The organism is Solirubrobacter ginsenosidimutans, assembly GCF_027587205.1.
On the sequence record NZ_JAPDOD010000004.1, the window covers coordinates 117,324 to 136,920 of the forward strand.

Annotated in this window: 19 protein-coding genes; 5 read left to right on the forward strand and 14 right to left on the reverse strand. The window is 72.4% G+C overall.

Annotation, left to right across the window (positions count from 1 at the left end; all coding sequences use genetic code 11):
• Positions 1 to 355: 355 nt before the first annotated feature.
• Positions 356 to 559, reverse strand: a complete 204-nt coding sequence (locus OM076_RS07115; RefSeq protein WP_270038800.1) for a DUF8691 family protein — start codon at positions 557 to 559, stop codon at positions 356 to 358.
• A gap of 15 nt (positions 560 to 574) precedes the next feature.
• On the reverse strand, positions 575 to 1,216 hold the full coding sequence (locus OM076_RS07120; RefSeq protein WP_270038801.1) for a hypothetical protein: 642 nt from the start codon (positions 1,214 to 1,216) through the stop codon (positions 575 to 577).
• 74 nt (positions 1,217 to 1,290) lie between these two features.
• On the opposite strand from OM076_RS07120, the gene OM076_RS07125 reads away from it, so the two are divergent.
• Positions 1,291 to 2,085, forward strand: coding sequence for an SUMF1/EgtB/PvdO family nonheme iron enzyme (locus OM076_RS07125; protein WP_270038802.1), 795 nt, complete (start codon positions 1,291 to 1,293; stop codon positions 2,083 to 2,085).
• A gap of 7 nt (positions 2,086 to 2,092) precedes the next feature.
• Here the strand turns inward: OM076_RS07125 and OM076_RS07130 are convergent, their stop codons facing one another.
• A complete protein-coding gene (locus OM076_RS07130; protein ID WP_270038803.1) occupies positions 2,093 to 2,317 on the reverse strand; it encodes a DUF8691 family protein in 225 nt (74 codons plus the stop codon).
• A gap of 111 nt (positions 2,318 to 2,428) precedes the next feature.
• On the opposite strand from OM076_RS07130, the gene OM076_RS07135 reads away from it, so the two are divergent.
• Entirely contained in the window at positions 2,429 to 2,998 is a 570-nt protein-coding gene (locus tag OM076_RS07135; RefSeq protein WP_270038804.1) for an HdeD family acid-resistance protein, read from the forward strand.
• Here the strand turns inward: OM076_RS07135 and OM076_RS07140 are convergent.
• Together OM076_RS07140 and OM076_RS07145 are read right to left on the reverse strand one after the other, a co-directional pair.
• Positions 2,989 to 3,618 carry a TMEM175 family protein gene (locus tag OM076_RS07140; protein WP_270038805.1) on the reverse strand — a complete coding sequence of 210 codons (630 nt, stop codon included), beginning with the start codon at positions 3,616 to 3,618 and terminating at the stop codon, positions 2,989 to 2,991. The two genes, OM076_RS07135 and OM076_RS07140, sit on opposite strands and share 10 nt — an antisense overlap.
• Before the next feature lie 16 nt (positions 3,619 to 3,634).
• Positions 3,635 to 4,042 carry a DUF7144 family membrane protein gene (locus tag OM076_RS07145; RefSeq protein ID WP_270038806.1) on the reverse strand — a complete coding sequence of 136 codons (408 nt, stop codon included), beginning with the start codon at positions 4,040 to 4,042 and terminating at the stop codon, positions 3,635 to 3,637.
• Between the two features lie 157 nt (positions 4,043 to 4,199).
• Between OM076_RS07145 and OM076_RS07150 the strand changes: the two genes are divergently transcribed.
• On the forward strand, positions 4,200 to 5,075 hold the full coding sequence (locus tag OM076_RS07150; protein WP_270038807.1) for a YhjD/YihY/BrkB family envelope integrity protein: 876 nt from the start codon (positions 4,200 to 4,202) through the stop codon (positions 5,073 to 5,075).
• Here OM076_RS07150 and glsA read toward each other — a convergent pair.
• From glsA to OM076_RS07180, 6 genes are all read right to left on the reverse strand, one after another.
• On the reverse strand, positions 5,005 to 6,123 hold the full coding sequence (gene glsA, locus OM076_RS07155) for a glutaminase A (RefSeq protein WP_270038808.1): 1,119 nt from the start codon (positions 6,121 to 6,123) through the stop codon (positions 5,005 to 5,007). The two genes, OM076_RS07150 and glsA, sit on opposite strands and share 71 nt — an antisense overlap.
• Positions 6,120 to 6,977, reverse strand: coding sequence for a neutral zinc metallopeptidase (locus tag OM076_RS07160; RefSeq protein ID WP_270038809.1), 858 nt, complete (start codon positions 6,975 to 6,977; stop codon positions 6,120 to 6,122). Before OM076_RS07160 ends, glsA begins: the two co-directional genes overlap by 4 nt.
• Before the next feature lie 42 nt (positions 6,978 to 7,019).
• On the reverse strand, positions 7,020 to 9,071 hold the full coding sequence (locus tag OM076_RS07165) for a phosphoinositide-specific phospholipase C-related protein (RefSeq protein WP_270038810.1): 2,052 nt from the start codon (positions 9,069 to 9,071) through the stop codon (positions 7,020 to 7,022).
• Positions 9,071 to 9,709: a phosphodiester glycosidase family protein gene (locus OM076_RS07170; protein WP_270038811.1), complete on the reverse strand. Its 639-nt coding sequence runs from the start codon at positions 9,707 to 9,709 to the stop codon at positions 9,071 to 9,073. The genes OM076_RS07165 and OM076_RS07170 overlap by 1 nt, the downstream gene beginning before the upstream one ends.
• A 103-nt stretch (positions 9,710 to 9,812) precedes the next feature.
• Complete coding sequence (locus OM076_RS07175; protein WP_270038812.1) at positions 9,813 to 10,247, reverse strand: universal stress protein; 435 nt, start codon at positions 10,245 to 10,247, stop codon at positions 9,813 to 9,815.
• A 71-nt stretch (positions 10,248 to 10,318) separates the two neighbouring features.
• The gene (locus OM076_RS07180) at positions 10,319 to 10,756 is read right to left on the reverse strand and encodes a DUF6325 family protein (RefSeq protein ID WP_270038813.1); all 438 of its coding nucleotides are present in this window, start codon (positions 10,754 to 10,756) and stop codon (positions 10,319 to 10,321) included.
• Between the two features lie 24 nt (positions 10,757 to 10,780).
• Between OM076_RS07180 and OM076_RS07185 the strand changes: the two genes are divergently transcribed.
• On the forward strand, positions 10,781 to 11,545 hold the full coding sequence (locus OM076_RS07185) for an MBL fold metallo-hydrolase (RefSeq protein ID WP_270038814.1): 765 nt from the start codon (positions 10,781 to 10,783) through the stop codon (positions 11,543 to 11,545).
• Positions 11,546 to 11,547: 2 nt separating this feature from the next.
• Here the strand turns inward: OM076_RS07185 and OM076_RS07190 are convergent, their stop codons facing one another.
• Positions 11,548 to 13,563 carry a phage holin family protein gene (locus OM076_RS07190; protein ID WP_270038815.1) on the reverse strand — a complete coding sequence of 672 codons (2,016 nt, stop codon included), beginning with the start codon at positions 13,561 to 13,563 and terminating at the stop codon, positions 11,548 to 11,550.
• A gap of 89 nt (positions 13,564 to 13,652) precedes the next feature.
• Between OM076_RS07190 and OM076_RS07195 the strand changes: the two genes are divergently transcribed.
• Positions 13,653 to 14,720 carry a baeRF11 domain-containing protein gene (locus OM076_RS07195; protein WP_270038816.1) on the forward strand — a complete coding sequence of 356 codons (1,068 nt, stop codon included), beginning with the start codon at positions 13,653 to 13,655 and terminating at the stop codon, positions 14,718 to 14,720.
• Positions 14,721 to 15,731: 1,011 nt separating this feature from the next.
• On the opposite strand, the gene OM076_RS07200 is transcribed toward OM076_RS07195, so the two are convergent.
• Both OM076_RS07200 and OM076_RS07205 read right to left on the reverse strand, forming a co-directional pair.
• The gene (locus OM076_RS07200; protein ID WP_270038817.1) at positions 15,732 to 18,029 is read right to left on the reverse strand and encodes a lysylphosphatidylglycerol synthase transmembrane domain-containing protein; all 2,298 of its coding nucleotides are present in this window, start codon (positions 18,027 to 18,029) and stop codon (positions 15,732 to 15,734) included.
• Complete coding sequence (locus OM076_RS07205) at positions 18,026 to 19,591, reverse strand: SLC13 family permease (protein ID WP_270038818.1); 1,566 nt, start codon at positions 19,589 to 19,591, stop codon at positions 18,026 to 18,028. The genes OM076_RS07200 and OM076_RS07205 overlap by 4 nt, the downstream gene beginning before the upstream one ends.
• Between the last annotated feature and the right edge of the window lie 6 nt (positions 19,592 to 19,597).

Below are 19,597 nucleotides of genomic sequence, written 5' to 3' on the forward strand. Positions count from 1 at the left end.
CCCGGTCGCCGTGGTCGACCGTGCGCGTTTGCGGGACAGATCGCGGGGTTTCGATCAGGTTCGCACTGGTCGAGTGGGCGCGCTGGTGGGGGTGGGGTCAAAAAGCTTCCTGACCGGACCCTTTTTGACCCCACCTCCCTCGCGCATGACCTCGTTGCTCGACGAAACCGATCACCGGAAGGCCCGGCGCGGCTCGGGGAGTCAGCACCACGCCCGTAACTGCCGGTATCCCAGCACGGCATTTCGAAGGCCAACCGAGCCGCGCGCCGAGCGAACACACGGCAGCCAGGGACGGGCGACTCGCCACTCCCCCCTCCCCCCACCCGGCGCAGTTGACTTTCAAGCACCCAGCGACCTAGACCGGCGGGAGCTGACGGATCTCGACGAGCTCGAGACCCATGTCCTGCAGGCGGGCGAGGATGCCGTGCAGGTCCTCCTGGTCGGCGACCGGGCCGCGCAGGACCGTGTCCACGGGTTCGACGACGGTCGCCAGGCCCAGCGCGTCCGCGAGATGATCGCCGACCCGCCCTTTGATGCGGATCTCGTAGATGAGGGACATCGAGTCTGGGAATGATCAGCGGTCGCCGGGTGACGTCGCGTCCCCCGTCCGGGATGACCTCCGGTGTGCCAGGCTCGCCGCGCGGACCGTCGCGACCTCGAGGTCGTCGGGCAGCGCGGTGCCGCCGAGGGCCGGCGCGAGGGCCGGCGCGGCGCGGCCGATCAGCAGCGGAGCGAGCGCGCGCAGGTCGGCGCGCTCGACCAGCGTGAGGTCGTCCTCCTCGGCGCTGACGACGACGAGCGCCGAGGGCTGCTCGATCACGGCCGCGGTCGGCGTGAAGCCGCCGAGGTAGCTGATCCGGCAGTGGCGCCCGGCGAGGCCGAGGCCGAGCGCGATCAGCGCGAGCGTGCGCTGTTCGCGGGGCGCGCACGCGAGCGTGACCCGCGGGCCGTCGATCCGCTCCCACCCGCGCGCCTGCACGAGCAGGCGGATCTCGAACAGCGAGGCCGCGAAGCGCGTGACGGCGGGATCGCCCCCCGCCTCGACCCGGCTGAAGAGCGGGACGACGAAGTCACGCGCGATGACCTCCGGCTGCCCCGCGGCGAACGCCTCGTCCAGCAGGTTGTGTGCGGTCTGGACCCGAAAACGCACGAGAGCGCGCTCCAGCCGGGCCGCGAGCGGCTCCATCGTGGTCACTCGGATAGGCCGGATCGTCAACGCCTGGAGGGTGAGGCCGGGTCACCCTCCGAGGATGATGAGCGCTCATCCCGCGCCGCGTAGTCTGCCTCCCGATGGCCGCGACGGCGCAGCCTGGGGCACCCCCGCGCGAGGGCATGACGTGGATCGCGGGCGGGACGTTCGCGATGGGCTCCGAGGACTTCTACCCCGAGGAACGGCCCGTGCGGCAGGTCACGGTCGACGGCTTCTGGATCGACGTGGCGCCGGTGACGGTCGCGCGGTTCCGGCGCTTCGTGCGCGAGACCGGCTGGGTCACCGTCGCGGAGCGCGAGCTCGACCCGGCGCCGGGCTCGCTCGTGTTCCACCCGACCGCCGGACCGGTGGCGCTGGACGACTTCCGGCAGTGGTGGTCGTACGTCGAAGGCGCCTGCTGGCATCAACCCGAAGGCCCGGGGAGCGACACCTACACGCGCGGCAAGCACCCGGTCGTGCACGTGACGCCCGAGGACGCGGAGGCCTATGCGGCGTGGGCGGGCGCGTCGCTGCCGACCGAGGCCGAGTGGGAGTACGCGGCGGCCGGCGAGTACGAGCTCGTCAACCGCTGGTACGGCGAGTTCCCGTGGCGCGGCTATCGCGGGACGTCGCCCGTCGGGGCATTTCCGCCCAACGCCCGCGGACTCCTCGACATGGTCGGCAACGTGTGGGAGTGGACCGCCGACCCCTACGAGCTCGGCCACGGCGGGTGCTGCGGCCCCACCGCGGGCGAGGTGCCGCGGCGCGTCATCAAGGGCGGTTCGCATCTCTGCGCCCCCAACTACTGCCACCGCTACCGCCCGGCCGCCTTGCAGGGCGAGGCGATCGACACCTCCACCAGCCACATCGGCTTCCGCTGCGTCGTCCGCCCGTGACGAGCCCTCAGCGCGGCGGCGGAACCTCGCTGTGGCCGGGGATCCGGCGGACGTCGATCAGCTCGATGCCGTTGCAGCGCAAACGGTCCAGCACGCCGTGCAGTGCGGGCTGGTCGGCGACGACGCCGCGCAGAACGGTGTCCCCGGGCTGGCGGCTGGCGGTCATGCCGAGGCGCTCTGCCGCGTCCGCCGGCAGCGTCCCGCGAATCCTGATCTCGACGTTGCTGCTCATGTCCGCAGGCTCCCGCGCGCGGGTGTGAGCCTGCTTCGCCCGGCCGGGATGAAGCGCGCTCATCCCACGCGCGCGCACGCTTCACGAACACCCTGGCGGAAGGAGCTCTAGATGGTCGGCGACGTGCCGGAGATCGGCAAGAACTGGTGGTTGTTCGTCGTCCTCGGCGTGGTCTGCGTGATCACCGGCGTGCTGGCGATCGTGTGGCCGGGGTTGACGCTGCTGACCCTCGGCATCTTCGCCGGCATCTACCTGCTGGTCACCGCGATCATGGAGATCATCGACGCGATCATCGGCGAGCCCGGCGGGCGGGCGCTGAGCGCGATCCTCGGGATCGTCTCGCTGATCGCGGGCCTGATCTTCCTCCGCCGCCCGGGCGAGAGCCTGCTCGCGATCGTGATCGTGGCCGGCATCTTCCTCGTCGCCGAGGGCGTGATCCGCGTGGTGCGGGCGTTCGGGTCGACGGGCAGGCGCTGGTGGGGCGTCGCCGCGGGCGTCATCGACGTCGCCGTCGGCGCGATCATCCTCGCCTGGCCCGACATCGGGCTCGTGACCCTCGCGGTCTTCTTCGCGATCACGATGCTGGTCCGCGGCACGCTCGCGATCGTGCTCGGTTTCCAGCTGCGCAAACTCGCGCACCACCCGGAGTCGGCGCAGGTCCACACCGCGTCCTACGCCTGACGTCCGCCCCTCAGGGTCAGCCGTCCCTCCCCGCGCGGGGAGAGGACGGCGTAGGCGGCGACGGCGAAGTAGCCGAACGCGGCGAGCCTCGGGAGGATCAGGATCCCCGCGATGAGCATCGCCGCGTAGAGGAACGCGCGCACGCCGCCCCGGGTGCGGTCGGCCGGCGCCGGCGGCGGGGCGTCCCCGGCCAGCAGGTCCGGCCGTGACGCCGCGTAGCGCGACGCGGAGGCCAGCAGCAGCTCGATCACCGCCGCGGTGACGCCGTAGACGACGACCGCGGCGCGTTCGGCCTCGCGTGACTCCTGCAGCGCCTCCGCCATCAGGGCGGTCGGGAACGGCAGGAACGCGACGACCATCAGCAACAGCAGGTTGAGCCGCATCAGCACCGGGTCGATCGCCGACAGGCGCTCGAAGAGGGCGTGATGGGCCAGCCACACGCCCCCGATCGTCAGGAAGCTCGTCACGTAGGCGAGGTAGGACGGCCACTGATCCGCCAGTGACTTCCAGAGGTGCTCGAACCCGGGCGGCTCGATCTTGATCTCCAGCACGAGCAGCGTGATCGCGATCGCGATCACGCCGTCGCTGAAGGCCTCCAGGCGCCCGGTGGACCAGCGCATCGCCGCGACGTGCGGCTCAGGTGAAGTCGTTCCCGTGCACCGTGACGGCCCACAGGACGAGTGCGTTGCAGACCATCGCGACGACCGACCACACCGGGTAGGCGCCGATCGAGAGGAAGTTCACCAGCATGCCGCACATCGAGATGACGATCGCCATGATCACGCCGCCGACCTTGCGCGCGAACAGCAGCCCGCCGCCGATGATCTGGACGGCGGCGATGACGATCGCGATCCAGCCCCACGTGCTCAGCGAGGACCAGAGGAGGCCGTTCTCGGCGAAATAGCTCTTGTTGGCGAGCGCGGAGATGCCCCAGATCAGGTTGAGCATGCCGGCGAGAACGAGATAGGAGCCCGCGAACGCCACCCACCCGCTGCCGATCCGCGGCGCGTCTCGGAACGCCTGGTCTGCAGGGTGCGTCGGCATCTCGGCCGACGACTCTTGACGGAACCGTGATCCGGCCTCCATCGTCCTCACCTCACTCGCATCGGGGTCGTAGTCAAGGTGCCCCGTGCCGGGATGAGCGCACGTCATCCCGCCGGGGTGAAGCCGCGTCGCCTCGCCCCCGCCGACGATGCCCGGCGTGAAGCTCTCCGTGCCGGGGCGCGTGCAGCGGTTCTCCCCGATCGCGGCGTTCGCCGACCTGATCCGCGACTGGATCGGCCGCTTCGTCGCCGTCCAGGGCGTCGATCGCGCGATGGCGATCGGCGCGCAGGCGTACACCGCGCTCTTCCCGCTGCTGATCGTCTACATCTCGATCTCGCCGCTCAAGAGCGGGCGCAGCATGTCGCAGATGCTGATCGACCGGCTCGAGCTCGACGGGGCCGCGGCCGCCTCGGTGCGCCAGGCGTTCGCGCCGGTGGGTGCGGTGCAGTCGGGCATCACGGTGCTGAGCGTCGCGCTGCTGCTGTTCTCCGGGCTCTCCTTCACGCGCGGGCTGCAGCGGCTCTACGAGGGCGCGTTCTCGCTGCCGACGCTGGGGGTGAAGAACACGAAGTGGGGCGTCCTGTGGCTGGCCGCGGTGACGGTCCTCGTCACGCTGCGCCCGATGGTGCTGGGCGGGCTGAGCGGCCACCTCGAGACGATCATGTCGCTCTTGATCTCCGGCCTCCTGTGGCTGGTGACGCCGTATCTCCTGCTCGGCCGGCGGGTCTACTGGCTGCGGCTGGCGCCGCTGGCCGTGCTGTCGGTGATCGGCATGACCGGCGTCGGCATCTGGTCGGTGCTGTGGATGCCGCACACGATCGCCGCCTCCGCCGACCAGTTCGGGGTGATCGGGATCGGCTTCGCGCTGCTCACTTGGATGGTCGCCGTCGCCGGCGTGCTCGTCGTCGCCGCCACGGGCGGCGCGCTGATCTCCGACCGGATCGGCCCGCGCCAGACGACCGTCACGCCGGATGACCCGGAAGCGCCTCCAGCAGACGCTGGGCGACCGGGTGCAGGCGCGTCACGCCGCTGAAGTCGAGCACGAGCGGCGCGCCGCCGTGCTCGCGGCTCAGGCGGAGGACCAGCTCGGCGGCCGCGAAGTCGATGTCGCCGCGCAACCGCAGCACGTCGCCGTCGGGCAGGACCTTGGCGGCGCTGGCGCCCGCGGTCGCGTCGTGCAGGAGGTGCAGTCCGAAGCGCGCCGCGAGCCGCTCGCACGCGAGCACGCCGCGGACGCTGTTGCCGGTGGCATCCAGCGGCGGGCTGAAGAGCCCGATCCCGAACTGTCCCGGACTGACCGCCAGCACCCCGCCGGAGACGCCGCTCTTGGCCGGCAGCCCGACCCGCAGCATCCACGCGCCGGCGGAGTCGTACATCCCGCACATCGCCATCACCGACAGCACGTGCTGCGCGGTTTCCTCCCCCACGACGCGGGCGCCGCTCACAGGGTCGCGCCCGGCGTTGGCCAGCGTCGCGGCCATCACCGCCAGGTCGGCCGCGGTGACGATCAGCGCGCACTGCCGGAAGTAGGTGTCCAGGACCTCGTCGACGTCGCCGCGCAGTGACCCCGCTCCGCGCATCAGGTGGGCGATCGCGCGGTTGCGGTCGCCGGTCCGGCGCTCGGAGGCGAACACCGCCTCGTCGACCTCGAGCGGGCGGCCGGCGAACGCCGACAGGCCCGCCGCGATCCGCTCGAACCCGCCGCGCACGAGCGAGGTGGTGAGGATCGCGCCCGCATTGACGAGCGGGTTCGCCGGGCGCCCCGTCCCCGGCTCCAGGCTGATCGCGTTGAACGGCTCGCCGCTGGGCTCGGCCCCGACGCGCGCGTAGACCGCGTCGAGCCCGAGGTCCTCGAGCGCGAGCGCGTGCACGAACGGCTTGGAGATCGACTGGATCGTGAACGGCGCGGTCGCGTCGCCCACCGCGTACGCGTCGCCCTCGTGGCTCTCCAGCACGATCCCGAACTGCGACGGGTCGGCGCGCGAGAGCTCCGGGATGTAGTCGGCCAGCGCGCCCTCGCCCGCTTCGTCGATGCATTCGCGGCGCAGCGCGTCGAGCGCCCGCGTGATCGGGTCGCTCACGACGCGAACGTGTTGCAGGCCGACGGCAGGCCCTGCTGCAACCCGGTCAGGACCCACCGCACGCGGTCCGCCGAGGAGCCGTGCGTCCACGTCTCCGGCGCGAGCTCGGCGCCCGCCGAGTTGCGCTGGTAGTCGTCGCCGACGACGGTCGCGGCGGTGACGATGTCCTGCACGTCGGCCTCGGTCAGCTCCCCGCGCGCGGACACGGTGTGCAGCCACACGCCGGCATAACAGTCGGCCTGCAGCTCGACCTGGATCGAGCGGGCGTTGGCGCCGGCGGGATCGCTCGCGTTGGCCGCCGCCACGCGCTGGTGGACGCCGAGCAGCTCCTGCACGTGGTGGGCGACCTCGTGGGCGGTGATGTAGCCGGCGGCGAAGCCGCTCTGGAGCGCGTACTTGCGCGCCAGGCCGTCGAAGAACGTCGTGTTGAGGTAGATCCCGAAGTCGGCCGGGCAGTAGAACGGCCCGGTCTCGCGGCTCTGCTCGCCGCACTTCGTGCGCACCGTGCTGTGGAAGAACACGAGCTTCGCGTGCTGGTAGCGGGAGCCGGCGGCGCCGAACTCGCGCTCCCACATCGTCTCGGCCGACTCGAACGCGGTGTGCAGCAGCCCGGGGTCGTGGACCTTGGCCGAGGCGGGCGGCGGCAGCGTGCCGACGGCGCCGACGGGAACCTCCGGCATCTTCGCGACGGCGTCGGCTTCGATCGCGGCTTCGGCGGTTGGCGTTGGCGTCGCGGTCTCGGTCGCCGTCGGGGTGGGTGTGGGCGTCGCCGCCGTCTGCGTGTCGTCGCCGCCGCAGCCCGCGAGGATCAGGAGCGCGGCGCAGACCCAAGCGATGCGTGCTCGGCCGCCCATGCAACCGTCAGGCTAGACCGCGATCGGGTGAGCCCGCCTCGCTCACTGAGGCTGGTTGAGCCGCGCGACCGTGCCGAAGACGTTGCCCTGGCGGTAGAAGTCGACGGCCACGATGTTCGGCAGCAGGTGCCGCTCCGCCTGGCAGCGTTTGAGGCGACCGCCGAGGAACGCCGGGGCGTTGACCTCCCGCGCGATCGACTTGCGCGGCGCCGGCGACGTGTCGACCCAGTGATTGACGAGCAGCAGCGAGCCGGTGGTGCCGCCACGGTTGGGCGCGCACGTCGTCGGCGCCGCCAGCTCGGCCGCGGTGTTGAAGCGGTACGGCGTCTCCTGGGCGACCTCGTCCTGCTTGTGCATCCACGGCTCGTCGCCCGGCTCGTTCTCGATCAGCACCAGCACCCGCTGATCGCGGTCGATCATCTGGCGCAGCGTCGGCCACGGCGGCTTGGCGGGACCGAGGTAGACCTCGTGGATCAGGCCGCTGTCGCGGATCAGCTTCGCCGTGTCGGCGGCGTCCGTGTCGTCCTCGATCGAGAGGATCAGGACCTCCTCCGGGTGGGCGAGCAGGAAGCGGTGCACGCCTTCGAGCGCCGGCAGCGCACGGGTCGCGCCGACCTCGCAGAAGGCGTGGCAGAGGAAGACCTCGCGGGTGCCGCCGCCGGTGTAGCCGATCCGCTCGCGCAGCCGCTCCGCGGTGTCGACGAACCGCTCGCCCACCTCGGAGGTGACCTTCTCGCGGCTCTTAGAGTCGCGCGAGAGGTCGGTGGCGACGCCGCGCGGGGTCGCGAACCCGTAGTGGGTGTCGATCAGCAGCGCGCGCACGCCTTCGCGCAGTTGCGCGTCCATGCCCGCGTCCTGGGCGGCGAACAGCCAGCCGGGCTCGCCGTCGGCGGCCATCGAGTTGTGGGTGCCGACGAAGGCGACCTCGTTCAGCGGCCGGTCGCACAGCGCGGCCTCGCCGTTGCAGCGGCCGACGCGGATCGGCTCGGGGCCGCCGCCGACGGCGAACGCGGTCACGGCCAGGGCGGCGATCAGCGCGCCCGCCAGCGCGCCGATCCGCACCGCGCGAGGGACGCCGCGCCGCACGCGGGCGCGCGGCGCGTCCGGCCCGCCGACGAGCCGCAGCAGCTCGCTCGTTCCCGCCACGACCAGCAGCAGCCCCGCCGAGGCGACGAGGACTTCGAGCACGGTGAGCGGGTCGAGGATCGCCAGCAGGCCGACGGCGATCGCCGCCACGGCGCGCGCAGCGCGCGGCCCTGGCCGGTCGGGGGTGTGGAGGATCGCGGCGCGCCCGCGCGCGAGCAGCGGCAGGATGACGACCGGCCGCAGCACCGACGCCGCCGCCAGGCCGACGACGAGGCCGGAGCCCGCCAGCGTCCAGCACCAGACCGCGAGCGGGTCCAGCCACGCCCGCAGCACCGCCCGCGCGGCCGCGTTCTCGGTCAGCACGGGCGGGGCGAAGGTCGCCGTCAGCCCGGCGAGGCCGGCGACCACGGCGACCGCGAAGCCGACGCGCACGACGGCGTCGCGTCGCGCGGGCGCGACGAGCACCGCGCCGGCGGCGAGCAGGAGCGCCGCGACCAGCGCGATCACCGCCAGCAGTCGCACGCGCTCGGCCGCGTCGAGCGTGTGCGCGGTCGCGCGCTCGGCCGCGCCGGACAGCGTGACCTGCAGCTCGGGAGGGATCCGCTTCGCGAGATCGGGGCGGAGATGGTTCACCGCCTCGGAGAGCAGCACGCCCGCGTCGACGACCGTGAGCGTGACCGTCGTCGCGTCGCGGTCGAAGACGGAGCGGTGCACGTCACGCGCCGCGGCCCGCACGACCGAGCGGAACGCGGCGCTGCTCACCACGCCCTCGGCCGCGCCCGTCACCAGCGGGCGGACGGCGATCAGGTCCGGCTCGGCTCGGATCGCGCCGTCGGTCATGCGGCGCGCGAGCTCAGCGCTCACCGCCGGCGACTGGAGCGTGGCCTCGGTACGGTCCGCGAAGCCGTCCGCGCTGAAGATCGTGCGGTTCGCGAACTGCGCCAGCACGCCCACCGTCAGCGCGACGGCCGCGAACACCGCGAGGGCCCAGGACGCCGCGCGGCGCATCACTCGAACGCCAGCGCGCTGAGGATCCGGCGCGACTGCGGCGCCGGCTGATCCTGCGACGAGTACGGCCGGTTGAGCAGATGCCCGCGGTGCACCAGCGTGGTCGAGCCGCCGCCGTCGAGGTTGATCGCGCTCTCGGCGCCGAGCTCGACCATCACCGCGGCCAGCTCGCTCATCGTCAGGCCGGCGTCGACGCCGGAGCGCCGCCCGTCGCACGCGACGGCGATCACGTCCTTGGCCGAGACCCCCAGCGCCGCGCGCGGGTGACGGCCGTCGGTGATGTCGGAGTCGAACTGCCCCGCGCCGGCGGAGAAGCCCTCGCGGTCGTCGGACGCGTCGAAGGCGATCGCGCCGCCAGAGACCAGCAGCGGGCCGGCTTGGATGAGGTCGCCGCGCGGCGGGTCGGGCGCGTGCTCGCGTGCGGCGAATCGCACCCCGTCCCCATTGCTGACCACGCAGGCGCGCGGGAGCGCGTACGGCTCCGCGATCGGCTCGTGCCGCGCGACGCGGCCGCGCACCCACACCTCGCCGAGCGCGCGGTAGGGGTCGCGTACGAAGAACCCGCCGACGATCGCCTCGCCCACGCCGTGGCGGCGGCACCACACGTCCAGGCGCTGGGGGCGCGGGAAGTGCAGCACGCGCACGGTCGTGCGGGCGAGCGAGTAGCGGACGGCGTAGACCGTCGTCCGCTCGCCGTCCTCGAGCCGGTGGCGCCAGAGGGCGTAGCGACCCAGGGGGCGCTCAGACGATGATGACGGGGCGATGGTAGGCGTTTACCACGTCACGCGAAACGCTGCCCAGCAACGCGCTCTTCAGGCCCGAACGTCCACGCTGACCCATCACGATCGCCGGGGCGTCCACCTCCTCGGCGGTGGCCGTGATGATCTCCGCGATCGAGCGGTCGGCCTTGACCAGCACCGGCTCGGCGTCGAAGCCCACCTCGCGGGCGAAGGCGACGCCCCGCTCGATCAGCTCGTTGGCGTCCGTCTCGCCGCTGACCGGCGCGTCGATGCGCCCGCCGGTCAGCGCCTGCGCGACGCCGAGCGAGCGCTCCATCGGCTTGTAGACGTAGAGCAGCTTCGCCTTGTGGCCGCGGCCGAGCAAGCCGATCGAGACCTCGATCGCGTGCTTGGCCAGGTCCGAGCCGTCGTAACAGAGCACGAAGGGGCCGCTCACAGCGACGTCACCCTCACTGGATGAGGCAAGGTCGCTCCCTCACGCCCGAGGATCCGGTTCGTGTCCATGTGTCAGTCCGTCGGCAGGGCCACGCCGAGTCCCGCGACCTCGGCCTCGTCGACCCACTCCGTCACGACGTTCTTGCCGCCGGCGGCGAGGATGGCCTCGCGCAGCGGGATCGACCAGCGATGCTCGAGCACCATGATCCCCGCGGCGCAGCCGGGCTCGATCGCGTCCGCGGCGTACCAGACGTCGGCGTCCTCGGCGAGCGCCTCGGTCGCGGAGACCCCGTCGCCCATGCCCAGAAGCGCCTGTGAGAGCGCGCCGGTGTGGACGTCGTCGGTCCTGACGACCTCGATCTCGCCGTCGAGTGACTTGGCGACGAAGATCACGTCGAGCACGCGCAGCGTGCCGGTCTCCTCGAGGCGGATCAACTCGGCCTCGATCTCACCCGTGAAGTTGGTGTCCTCGAAATTCACGACCATGACCTGCAGCGGACCAAGTGGCATGCGGCGAGTGTTGAGGTGCCCGGGGTGATCGAGCCTCGCCCCGCCGGGGTGAGGGTCACCTGGGTCGGCCACGCCACCGTGCTGGTCGAGACGCCCGGCGCCCGGATCATCACCGACCCGGTGTTGCGCCATCGGGTCGCGCACCTGCTGCGCCAGGTCCCCGACCCGCCCGATCCCGGGCCGGTCGACGCGGTGCTGCTCTCGCACCTGCACCACGACCACTTCGACAAGCCGTCATTGCGTACGGTCGCGAACGCGTCGACGACCGCGATCCTGCCGACCGGCGCGGGGCACTATCTCGACCGGATCCCGTTCGGGCGGGTGCTCGAGCTGCGGGCGGGCGAGTCGGTGACGATCGGCGACGCGACCGTGCGCGCCGTGCCGGCGTGGCACGACGGGCGCCGGCGGCCCGGTCCGGGCGTGGTCGAGCACGACACGCTCGGCTACCTGATCGGCGATGTGTGGTTCGCGGGCGACACCGACATCGACGACGACATGGCCGCGCTGCGCGGCCAGGTGGACGTCGCGCTGATCCCGATCTGGGGCTGGGGAACGTCGCTCGGGCCGGGCCATCTCGACCCCGAGGGCGCGGCCCGCGCGATGGCGCTGGTGCAGCCGCGGGTGGCGGTGCCGATCCACTGGGGCACGTTCCTCCCGATCGGGCTCGGGCGTCGCTACCCGGGGTTGCTCGTCGAGCCACCGCTGGAGTTCGCCCGGCACATGGAGAAGCACGCGCCCTCGGTCCAGGTGGAGACGCTCGCGCCCGGTGATTCGCTGCTGGTCTCCTAGCGTCAGCGGGTGACGGGCTCGCGCTCCTCGGCGTAGGCGGTCTGGCCGAGCTCGACGAGCCACCCGCGCAGGATCCGGTGCACGGCCTCCGAGCTCACCACCGGCTCGCTCGGCCACTGCAGCTCCGGCGGGTGCATCACGAACGGGTGTGCCTGGCCGCCGCCCATCCCGCCGTGCGAGCCGACGAGCTCCTCGAACGCCGCGACCTCCTCCAGCTCGTCCCAGTAGGTGCTGTTGACGACGATGTCGGGGCAGTGCGGGAAGCCGTCGGTGCGGCGGATGTGGTCGGCGGCGAACGGGCCGAACGGGGCGAGCGGGTCGTCGCCTTCGACCGTGTCGTCGTTGAGGAAGCGCTGCCCCGCCGGGCCGAGCACGACCGGGCCGAGGTGCTCGGAGCGCACGAGCACGAACGCGATGCCCGGGTGGCCGCGCAGCGTGTCCAGCAGGCCGGGGCGGCGCTCGGCGATCTGCTCGAGCGTGACGCGGCCCGGCTCGCGCGGGAAGGAGATGATCCCGAGGTTGCCCGACGCCATCACGGAGACCTCGGGGATGCTCGGGTCCGGCGCCTCGTCGAGCCGCTTGCCGGCGGCGGTGCGCACGGCGTGGCCGACGGGCGTGTCGCGGGTGGCGACCTCGCTGACGCTGGCGTTGAAGGAGGCGAGGCCTTCATCACTGTGCGCGTCCTCGGCGCGTACCTCGCCCTCGCCGGCGAAGCGGCCGACGATGTCCTCCAGGCCCTCGCCGTAGCGCTGGCGGAACGTGGCGCCCTGGCTCTGGCCGTGGTCGGAGAGCACGATCAGCTCGTACGGGCGCGGCGCGTGCTCGACGGCGGCGGCGATCCGGTCGATCGCCTGGTCGACCTTGCGCAGCACCGCGAGCGTGTCCGGGCGCTCGATGCCCGAGTGGTGCGCGACCTCGTCGTAGGCCAGGAACGTCGTGTAGACCACCGGGCGGCCGGCGAGCACGTCGGCGGTGACCGCGGCGACCTGCAGGTCGAGCTGGATCACGGTCGCGTAGGAGCGCACGAGCGCGTACTTCCAGTCGCGCTTGATCCGCGGGCGCACGTCGCGACGGACCTGCTGCACCGCCGACCAGCGCTCGATGAAGAACTCGCCGATGACTCTCAGGAGCGTGCGGGCGACGCCGTACGGGCTGGCGAAGTAGGCGAAGTAGTCCTGCCCGAGCCGGCCCTCGCGCTTGCGGTCGAGGACGGTGCTCATCGTCAGCATGCTGTGCGGGGCATCGCCGGAGAGGATGTTCGCGCGGCTGGCGCCGTCCGCGTAGAGCAGGCCTTTGCCGTCGGAGCGGCGGCGCTCGATCTCCGCCGCGTCCCGTGGATGGTTGGTGACGATCGCGCGGCCCGTGTCCTTCTCCCACCAGCGGAAGGCGGGCATGTCGTCGTCGGAGCCGTGGAGCAGGCCCGCCTGGCAGGCGCCGGTCTGCGACGACCAGTCGGTCTCCCAGCCTTCGAGGCGGTAGCCGCGATCGCGCATCCAGCCGGCGAGCACGGGGGCGTTGCCGTCCCGGAGCGCGCGTCGGAGCACGTCGTGGGCGAGGCCGTCGATCTCGAGGAAGACGACGCCGGGAACCTTGGTCTTCTCGGCCAGCTGCGCGCGTTTGAGCTGGCGGCGGACGATGTGGCGATACCACAGGTCGCCGCGGTCGAGCGCGAGGACGCCGCCGACCAGCGTCGTGATCAGGGTGAGGCCGAGCACGACGACGATCGCCTCCGTCAGGCCCGCGATCTCGACGTCGTCGAGCAGCGCCGCCGCGCCGAGCAGGATCGCGGCGTTGAGCACGAGCGCGCCGAGGCCGAGCGTGGCGACGGTGAACGGCAGCGCGAAGCGCAGGATGAGGGGCCAGACGACCGCGTTGGCGATGCCCAGAACGGCGGCGAGGCCGAGCGCGGCGAGCGGGCCGGCGAGCGTGAAGCCCGACAGCAGCGCGCTGAGCGCGAGCAGCGCCAGCGCGTCGAGGATCAGAACGAGCGTTAGACGGCCGAGCAGGCGGACGGGCACGGACCGGAACTCTGCGGGTCGCGCGGGTGACGCGACGTCACCCCGGCCGGACGATGCGCCGTCACCCGCGGGCGCGCGAGGCTGCGAGCGTGGCCCTGCATATCGACATCCCGACGCGGGCTCAGGTCGCCGCGCTGCTGGACGCGCGCGAACCCGGCTCCGTCTCCATCTACCTCCCCACGAGCCCGCTGCCGCAGGACGCCGAAGGCGCCCGGATCGAGCTCAAGAACCTCGGCGCCGAGGCGCTCCGCCAGCTCGACGGCGACGCTCGCGTCCAGGAACACCTCGACGACCTGCTCGCCGACGACGCCTTCTGGGCCTACCTCGCGAACAGCCTCGCCGTGTTCATCACGCCGGACTCGCTGCGCACGTTCCGGCTGCCCAACCACCTGACGGCGATGGTCGAGGTCTCCGACCGCTTCCACCTGAAACCGCTGCTTCGCTCGGTGACCTTCCCGCAGGCCGCGCTGGTACTCGCGTTGGCGCAGGGCTCGGTCCGCGTGATCGAGGTCGCCGGCGACGTCCCCGCCTCCGAGCTGTCGATCGCCGACCTCCCGCTCGAGGTCGACGCGACCACCACCGGGCGGATCGAAGGCGCCGAGAAGGTCCGCATGCGCCAGTACGCCCGCGCGGTCGACCGCGCCCTGCGACCGGTCTTGGCCGGCCTCGGCCTCCCGTTGATCCTCGCCGCCACCGAGCCGCTGGCGTCGATCTACCGCTCCGTCAACGGCTACCCGGACCTGCTCGCCGAAGGCATCACCGGCAACCCGGAGGAGTCCTCGGCCGCCGAGCTCGCCGCCGCCGCCCGCCCGATCCTCGACGCGCTCTACGCGAACGAGCTGGTCGCGGTGCGCCGCCGCTTCGAACGCCGCGTCACCCAAGGCCGCGGCGCAACCGACCTGACCGACGTCGCCCGTGCCGCGACCTTCGGCGCCGTGGACACCCTGATGACCGACATCGATGACGTCGTTCCCGGTTTCGTCGACGCCGAGAGCGGCGTCGTGACGTTGGATGGAGACGACGACGCGGTCAACTACGGCGTCGTCGACGAGATCGCCCGCCGCGTCCTCGAATCCGGCGGCCGGGTGCTCGCGTTGCGCCGGGACGACATCCCGTCCGAGGCGGGTGTGGCGGCGATCCTTCGGTACCCGGTCTAGGGACTCAAAGTCAACTGCGCCGGGTGGGAAGGGGGGGTGGCGAGCCACCCGTCCCTCGGCTGCCGTGGACCCGCTCGGTGCGCGGCTCTGTCGGGGTCGAAGTGCCGTGCTGGGATACCGACAGTTACGGGCGTGGTGCTGACACCCCCGTCCGCGCCGGGCCTTGCGGTGATCGGTGTCCGCGAGCAAAGAAGTCGTGCGCGAGGGGTGATGAACAAATGCGTCCTGTGAGGACTCAATTGTTCATCACCCCCACCGACGCGCCAACTCGACCAGTGCGAACCTGATCGAAACCCGCGATCTGTCCCTCAAACGCGCACGGTCACAGCACCCCAATTCGAGCCAACAGGGCCGCGCCGCGCGCCGGACCCACGGCAGCCCGGGACTGGTGTCTCGCGACGAGATCGCCCGCCGCGTCCTCGAGTCAGGCGGCCGCGTCCTGGCTCTGCGGCGGGACGACATCCCGTCCGAGGCGGGTGTGGCGGCGATCCTTCGGTACCCGGTCTAGGGACTCAAAGTCAACTGCGCCGGGTGGGGAGGGGGAGTGGCGAGCCACCCGTCCCTCGGCTGCCGTGGACCCGCTCGGTGCGCGGCTCTGTTTGCCCGAAATCTCGCGCTGGGATACCGACAGTTACGGGCGTGGGCTGGCCAGTATGTCCCGCACTCGTGCTGTCCCGGTCGCCGTGGTCGACCGTGCGCGTTTGAGGCTCCGTGCGCGGGTTTCGATCAGGTTCGCGCTGGTCGAGTTGGCGCGTTGAGGGGGTTCGTACGCTAAGTCCGGTCAGGCCGGAATAGGAGTACGCACCCCCCCTCGCGCATGACTCGTTGCTCGCCGAACCGATCACCGGAAGGCCCACCGCGGACCGGTGTGTCAGCACCACGCCCGTAACTGTCGGTATCCCAGCACTCCGATTCGGGCCAACAGAGCCGCGCCGAGCGACGGACGACGGCAGGCAGCAACGAAGGGCGAGCCACTCCCCCCTCCCCACCCGGCGCAGTTGACTTTCGGCCCTATAGATACCTCCCGCGCTGCAGCCACGACAACGCGAAGAAGCCCCACAGCGGCGGGAGGTAGAAGGTCGCGATCCGGAACGCCATCGCGGCGGCCAGCGCCGCTTCAGGGGTCAGACCCGCGGCCACGAGGCCCACGGTGAGGCCGAGTTCGGCCACGCCGATGCCGCCCGGGACCGGGATCAGACCTGAGAACAACGCCACGCTGGTCTGGATCACGAGGAGCTCGGCGAGCGTGACGTGGTAGCCGAGGGCGCGGGCGATCAGGCCGAGGGCGATCGCGAGCAGGACCTCGGCGGCGAGGTTGCCGAGGACGAGGAGCGCGAGTTTGTTGGAGGCGCGGAGGCCGATCAGGGCGGCGCGGACGTCCGGCCACCAGGCGCGCACACGGCCCACGATCAGGCGCCGGATCGGCCCGACGAAGCCGAGCGCGACGACCACGGCGAGCAGCGCCACCAGGATCCACAACACGGTGCGGGTGTCGCCGGTGGGGAGGTCGAGGTCGAGCGAGAGGGTCGCCTCCGAGAACACCAGCAGCGCCACGAGCACCACGCCCTGCACGGCCGCGGTCGCGATCATGTCGATCACGCCGGAGGCGACGGAGACGGTGACGCTCAGACCCTGGCGCTGGAAGAAGCGGACGCTGACCGCCATCCGCGCGAAGCTCGACGGCAGCGCGATGTTCATGTAGCCCGACGCGAGATGGAGCGCGTAGACGGGGCCGAACGGGAGCGAGACCGGCACGGTGCCCAGCGTCGCGGCGGCTTGCGCGAGGCGCGGGAGCTGCGCGACCACGAGCGCCGCGGCCAGCCAGCCCCACGACGCGTGGGCGAGCTCTGAGCCGACCTCGTCCCAGTCGACGTGCGCGGCGATCGTGAGGATCGTCGAGGCGGCGAAGACGAGCAGCAGGCCCTGCCCTACCGACCACAAGGAGACCCGGCGCAGTTTCACGAGCTCCGGCGGTTCGACCTCCGCGGTCGAAGCGGCCCGCTTGCGCAACTCGTCGACGTCGATCGACGCCGCCTTCAGCACCCGCCGCAACGACGGCGGGAACGCCGCGGTCTGCAGGTAGGGCAACATCTCGGCGAGACCGTCCGCGCCCAGAGCGCCGAGAGCCGACGAGAGCGCGACCTCCTCCCCCGCGACCACCACGGAACTCACGAACAGCTGCGCGCGGTCCGTCCCCAATTGGTGCTCGTCCGGTCCGACGGCCGCCACGCCGAAGTCGACGAACCCCACCCGCCCGCCGCCCGCGACCGCCAGCGTCGACGGCTCGATCCGCTGATGCGCGATCCGCAGCGCTGCCAGCCGCGCCAGCGCGTCCCACGCCTCACCCACGCGCTCGCCCGGGAGCGGCGAGACCGCGCCGCGCAACACCAGCAACGCATCGTGCACGGAGGTCTCCCCCGCCGTCTCGACCTCGCGCGCCGCCACGCCGCCGCGCGCCGCCAGCAGGGTCACGAACGCCTCGTGCTCGGCGGCCCCCAGCTGCCCGAGGGCGAGCGACGGGCCGGGTCGCCGGTACCAGATCCGCCGCCACACCCGCGCGAGCAACTGCCGGTCATACGCGTCGCGCCCGTAGACCTTGATCAGCAGCGGCCGTCCGTCGGCGCCGCGCCCGCTCACGCCGAACACCCCCGCGACGTGTTGATCCGCGTCCGCCAGCGACGACGCGACCACCCCGAGCTCGGCCAGCCCAGCCGCCACGTCATCCAGTCCGGGCCGCCCCGCCGATGTGCCCCACGCGAGCCGCAGCGCCGACGCGACGGCCACCGCGATCGCCAGCGCAGCGACGGTCCCGCCCGGCGTCCCGTTCGCGGTCACCACGGCGCCGAGCACGCCCACCACGAGCAGGCGCCGGCCGAAGACCTGGAGCGGATGCACGAGGTGCGGCGACACGGTCACCAACACCGTCGTCGCCTCCCCCACCCACAGCGTCGGAAAGCGCGAGTCGGGCCAGTCCCCGACCGCGATCCGCGTGGTCAGCGCGGCGAGCAACGCCGCGCCCACGAGCGCCGTCAGCGCCTGCGCGACCACGACCCAGCGCCGCGCACCCACCGCCGCGACGATCAGCACCGCCGCCCACCCCCACAACGCCGACGCGAGGATCTGCCACACCGGCTCGAGCCAGCCCGGCAGCGCGGAGAGCAGCCGCTCCAGCGCCACCTCCAGGCGCCGCGGCGGATAGGACGCGATCGCGATCACCAACACGCACACCGCGGGCGCAAGCAGCACGACGTCGGTCCCCCGCCGCACCCGCGGCTGGTCGGCCGGCGCCGCGAAGACCCGCCGCGTCAAAACGACCAGAAGACCGGGACGAGCAGGACCGCGACCACCCCGAAGAGCACGAGCAGCGGCAGCCCGAGCTTCCAGTAGTCGCCGAAGCGATACCCGCCCGGCTCCATGACCATCAGGTTCGCGGGCGTCGCGACGGGCGTCAGGAACGAGGCCGCGGCGGACACCGTCACCGCCATCAGCACCGGCTTGGCCGAGACGTCCATGTCCGCCGCCGCCGAAAGCGCGATCGGGATCACGATCAGCGCCGTCGCCATGTTCGAGATCAGCTGGCCGAGCACCGCGGTGAGCACGAACAGACCGAGCAGCAGGGCGTGCGGGCCGGCATCGCCGACCACGTCGACCAGCGCGTCCGCGAGCTGACCCGCGGCGCCGCTCGAGACCATCGCGGTCGACAGCGAGATCATGCCGCCGACCAGCACCACGGTCGTCCACGAGATGCCGCGCTGCGCCTGCTCGACGGTCAGCACGCCGAGCAGGATCATCAGGCACGCGGCGCCCAGGCCGGCGACCGCGGGCGGCACCGCACCGGTCGCCAGCGCCACCACCATCGCGAGCAGCACGATCAGCGCCGTCCGCGCCCCCGCTCCGAGCGGCACCGCCTGGCGGCGCACCAGATCGGGAGCGTCGACGACCAGGACCTCCGGGTCGTCGAGGTTGGAGTCCAGCGCCGCCCACGAGCCCTGCAGCAGCAGCGTGTCCCCCTCCGCGAGCACCGTCTCGCCGGGGCCGGTGTCATCGCCGCCGCGCTGGACGGCGAGGATCGCGAGATCGCCGCTCGCGGTGATCATGCCCGGGAACACGCGGTCACCGGCGAGCTGCGAACGGGGTGGGATGACCACTTCGGCGACGCCGTAGCGCCGCGTCATCAGGGCATCTTCACGATGGTCGAGCTCGTACTGCTCGATCAGCGTCCGCGCATGCCCGCTGAAGTCCGGCGCGATCGAGCGCGGGTGGCGCTCGGGCAGCAGCCGCTCGCCAAAGAGCACCACGATCAGGATCACGCCGAGCGTCAGCGGCACACCCACGAGCGCGAACTCGAGGTACCCGAAGCTCCCCACGCCGGCGTCCGCCGCCGCCTCGGAGACGATCACGTTGACCGGCGTCCCCGTCAGGGCGAGCAGCGAGCCCGCATGCGCGCCGAACGCCAAAGGCAGCAACAACTGCGATGGCGAACGCCCGGTCCGCACCGCCATCACCACGGCCACCGGCACCAGCGCCGCCACGGCGCCATTGACGTTGATCAGCGCGGTGAGCAGCGCGACCAGCCCCATCGTGTAGACGATCAGCTTCGTCCGGCTGTCCCCTACGCGCGCGACCAGCTCCTGCCCCACCCACGCCGTCACCCCCGAGGCGTCCAGCGCCTCGGAGACCACGAACAGCGACGCGATGAACAGCACCGTCGGATCGCCGAAGCCCGCCAGCGCGTCGTCGAGCGAGAGCACGCCCGTCGCCCACAACGACAACGCGACGCCGATGGCGACGATCGCCACCGGCAGCCGGTCCCACACGAACAGCGCGACGACTGCGCCGAGTACGACGAAGGTGATTGTGCTGTCGTCCATCGACGA

Excerpts from the sequence above, each read along its gene's own strand:
- OM076_RS07180 (WP_270038813.1), bottom strand. The coding sequence starts at position 10,756 with ATGCCACTTGGTCCGCTGCAGGTCATGGTCGTGAATTTCGAGGACACC.
- OM076_RS07140 (WP_270038805.1), bottom strand. The coding sequence starts at position 3,618 with ATGCGCTGGTCCACCGGGCGCCTGGAGGCCTTCAGCGACGGCGTGATC.
- OM076_RS07165 (WP_270038810.1), bottom strand. The coding sequence starts at position 9,071 with ATGCGCCGCGCGGCGTCCTGGGCCCTCGCGGTGTTCGCGGCCGTCGCG.
- OM076_RS07145 (WP_270038806.1), bottom strand. The coding sequence starts at position 4,042 with ATGCCGACGCACCCTGCAGACCAGGCGTTCCGAGACGCGCCGCGGATC.
- OM076_RS07160 (WP_270038809.1), bottom strand. The coding sequence starts at position 6,977 with ATGGGCGGCCGAGCACGCATCGCTTGGGTCTGCGCCGCGCTCCTGATC.
- OM076_RS07135 (WP_270038804.1), top strand. The coding sequence starts at position 2,429 with ATGGTCGGCGACGTGCCGGAGATCGGCAAGAACTGGTGGTTGTTCGTC.
- OM076_RS07130 (WP_270038803.1), bottom strand. The coding sequence starts at position 2,317 with ATGAGCAGCAACGTCGAGATCAGGATTCGCGGGACGCTGCCGGCGGAC.
- OM076_RS07115 (WP_270038800.1), bottom strand. The coding sequence starts at position 559 with ATGTCCCTCATCTACGAGATCCGCATCAAAGGGCGGGTCGGCGATCAT.
- OM076_RS07125 (WP_270038802.1), top strand. The coding sequence starts at position 1,291 with ATGGCCGCGACGGCGCAGCCTGGGGCACCCCCGCGCGAGGGCATGACG.
- OM076_RS07205 (WP_270038818.1), bottom strand. The coding sequence starts at position 19,591 with ATGGACGACAGCACAATCACCTTCGTCGTACTCGGCGCAGTCGTCGCG.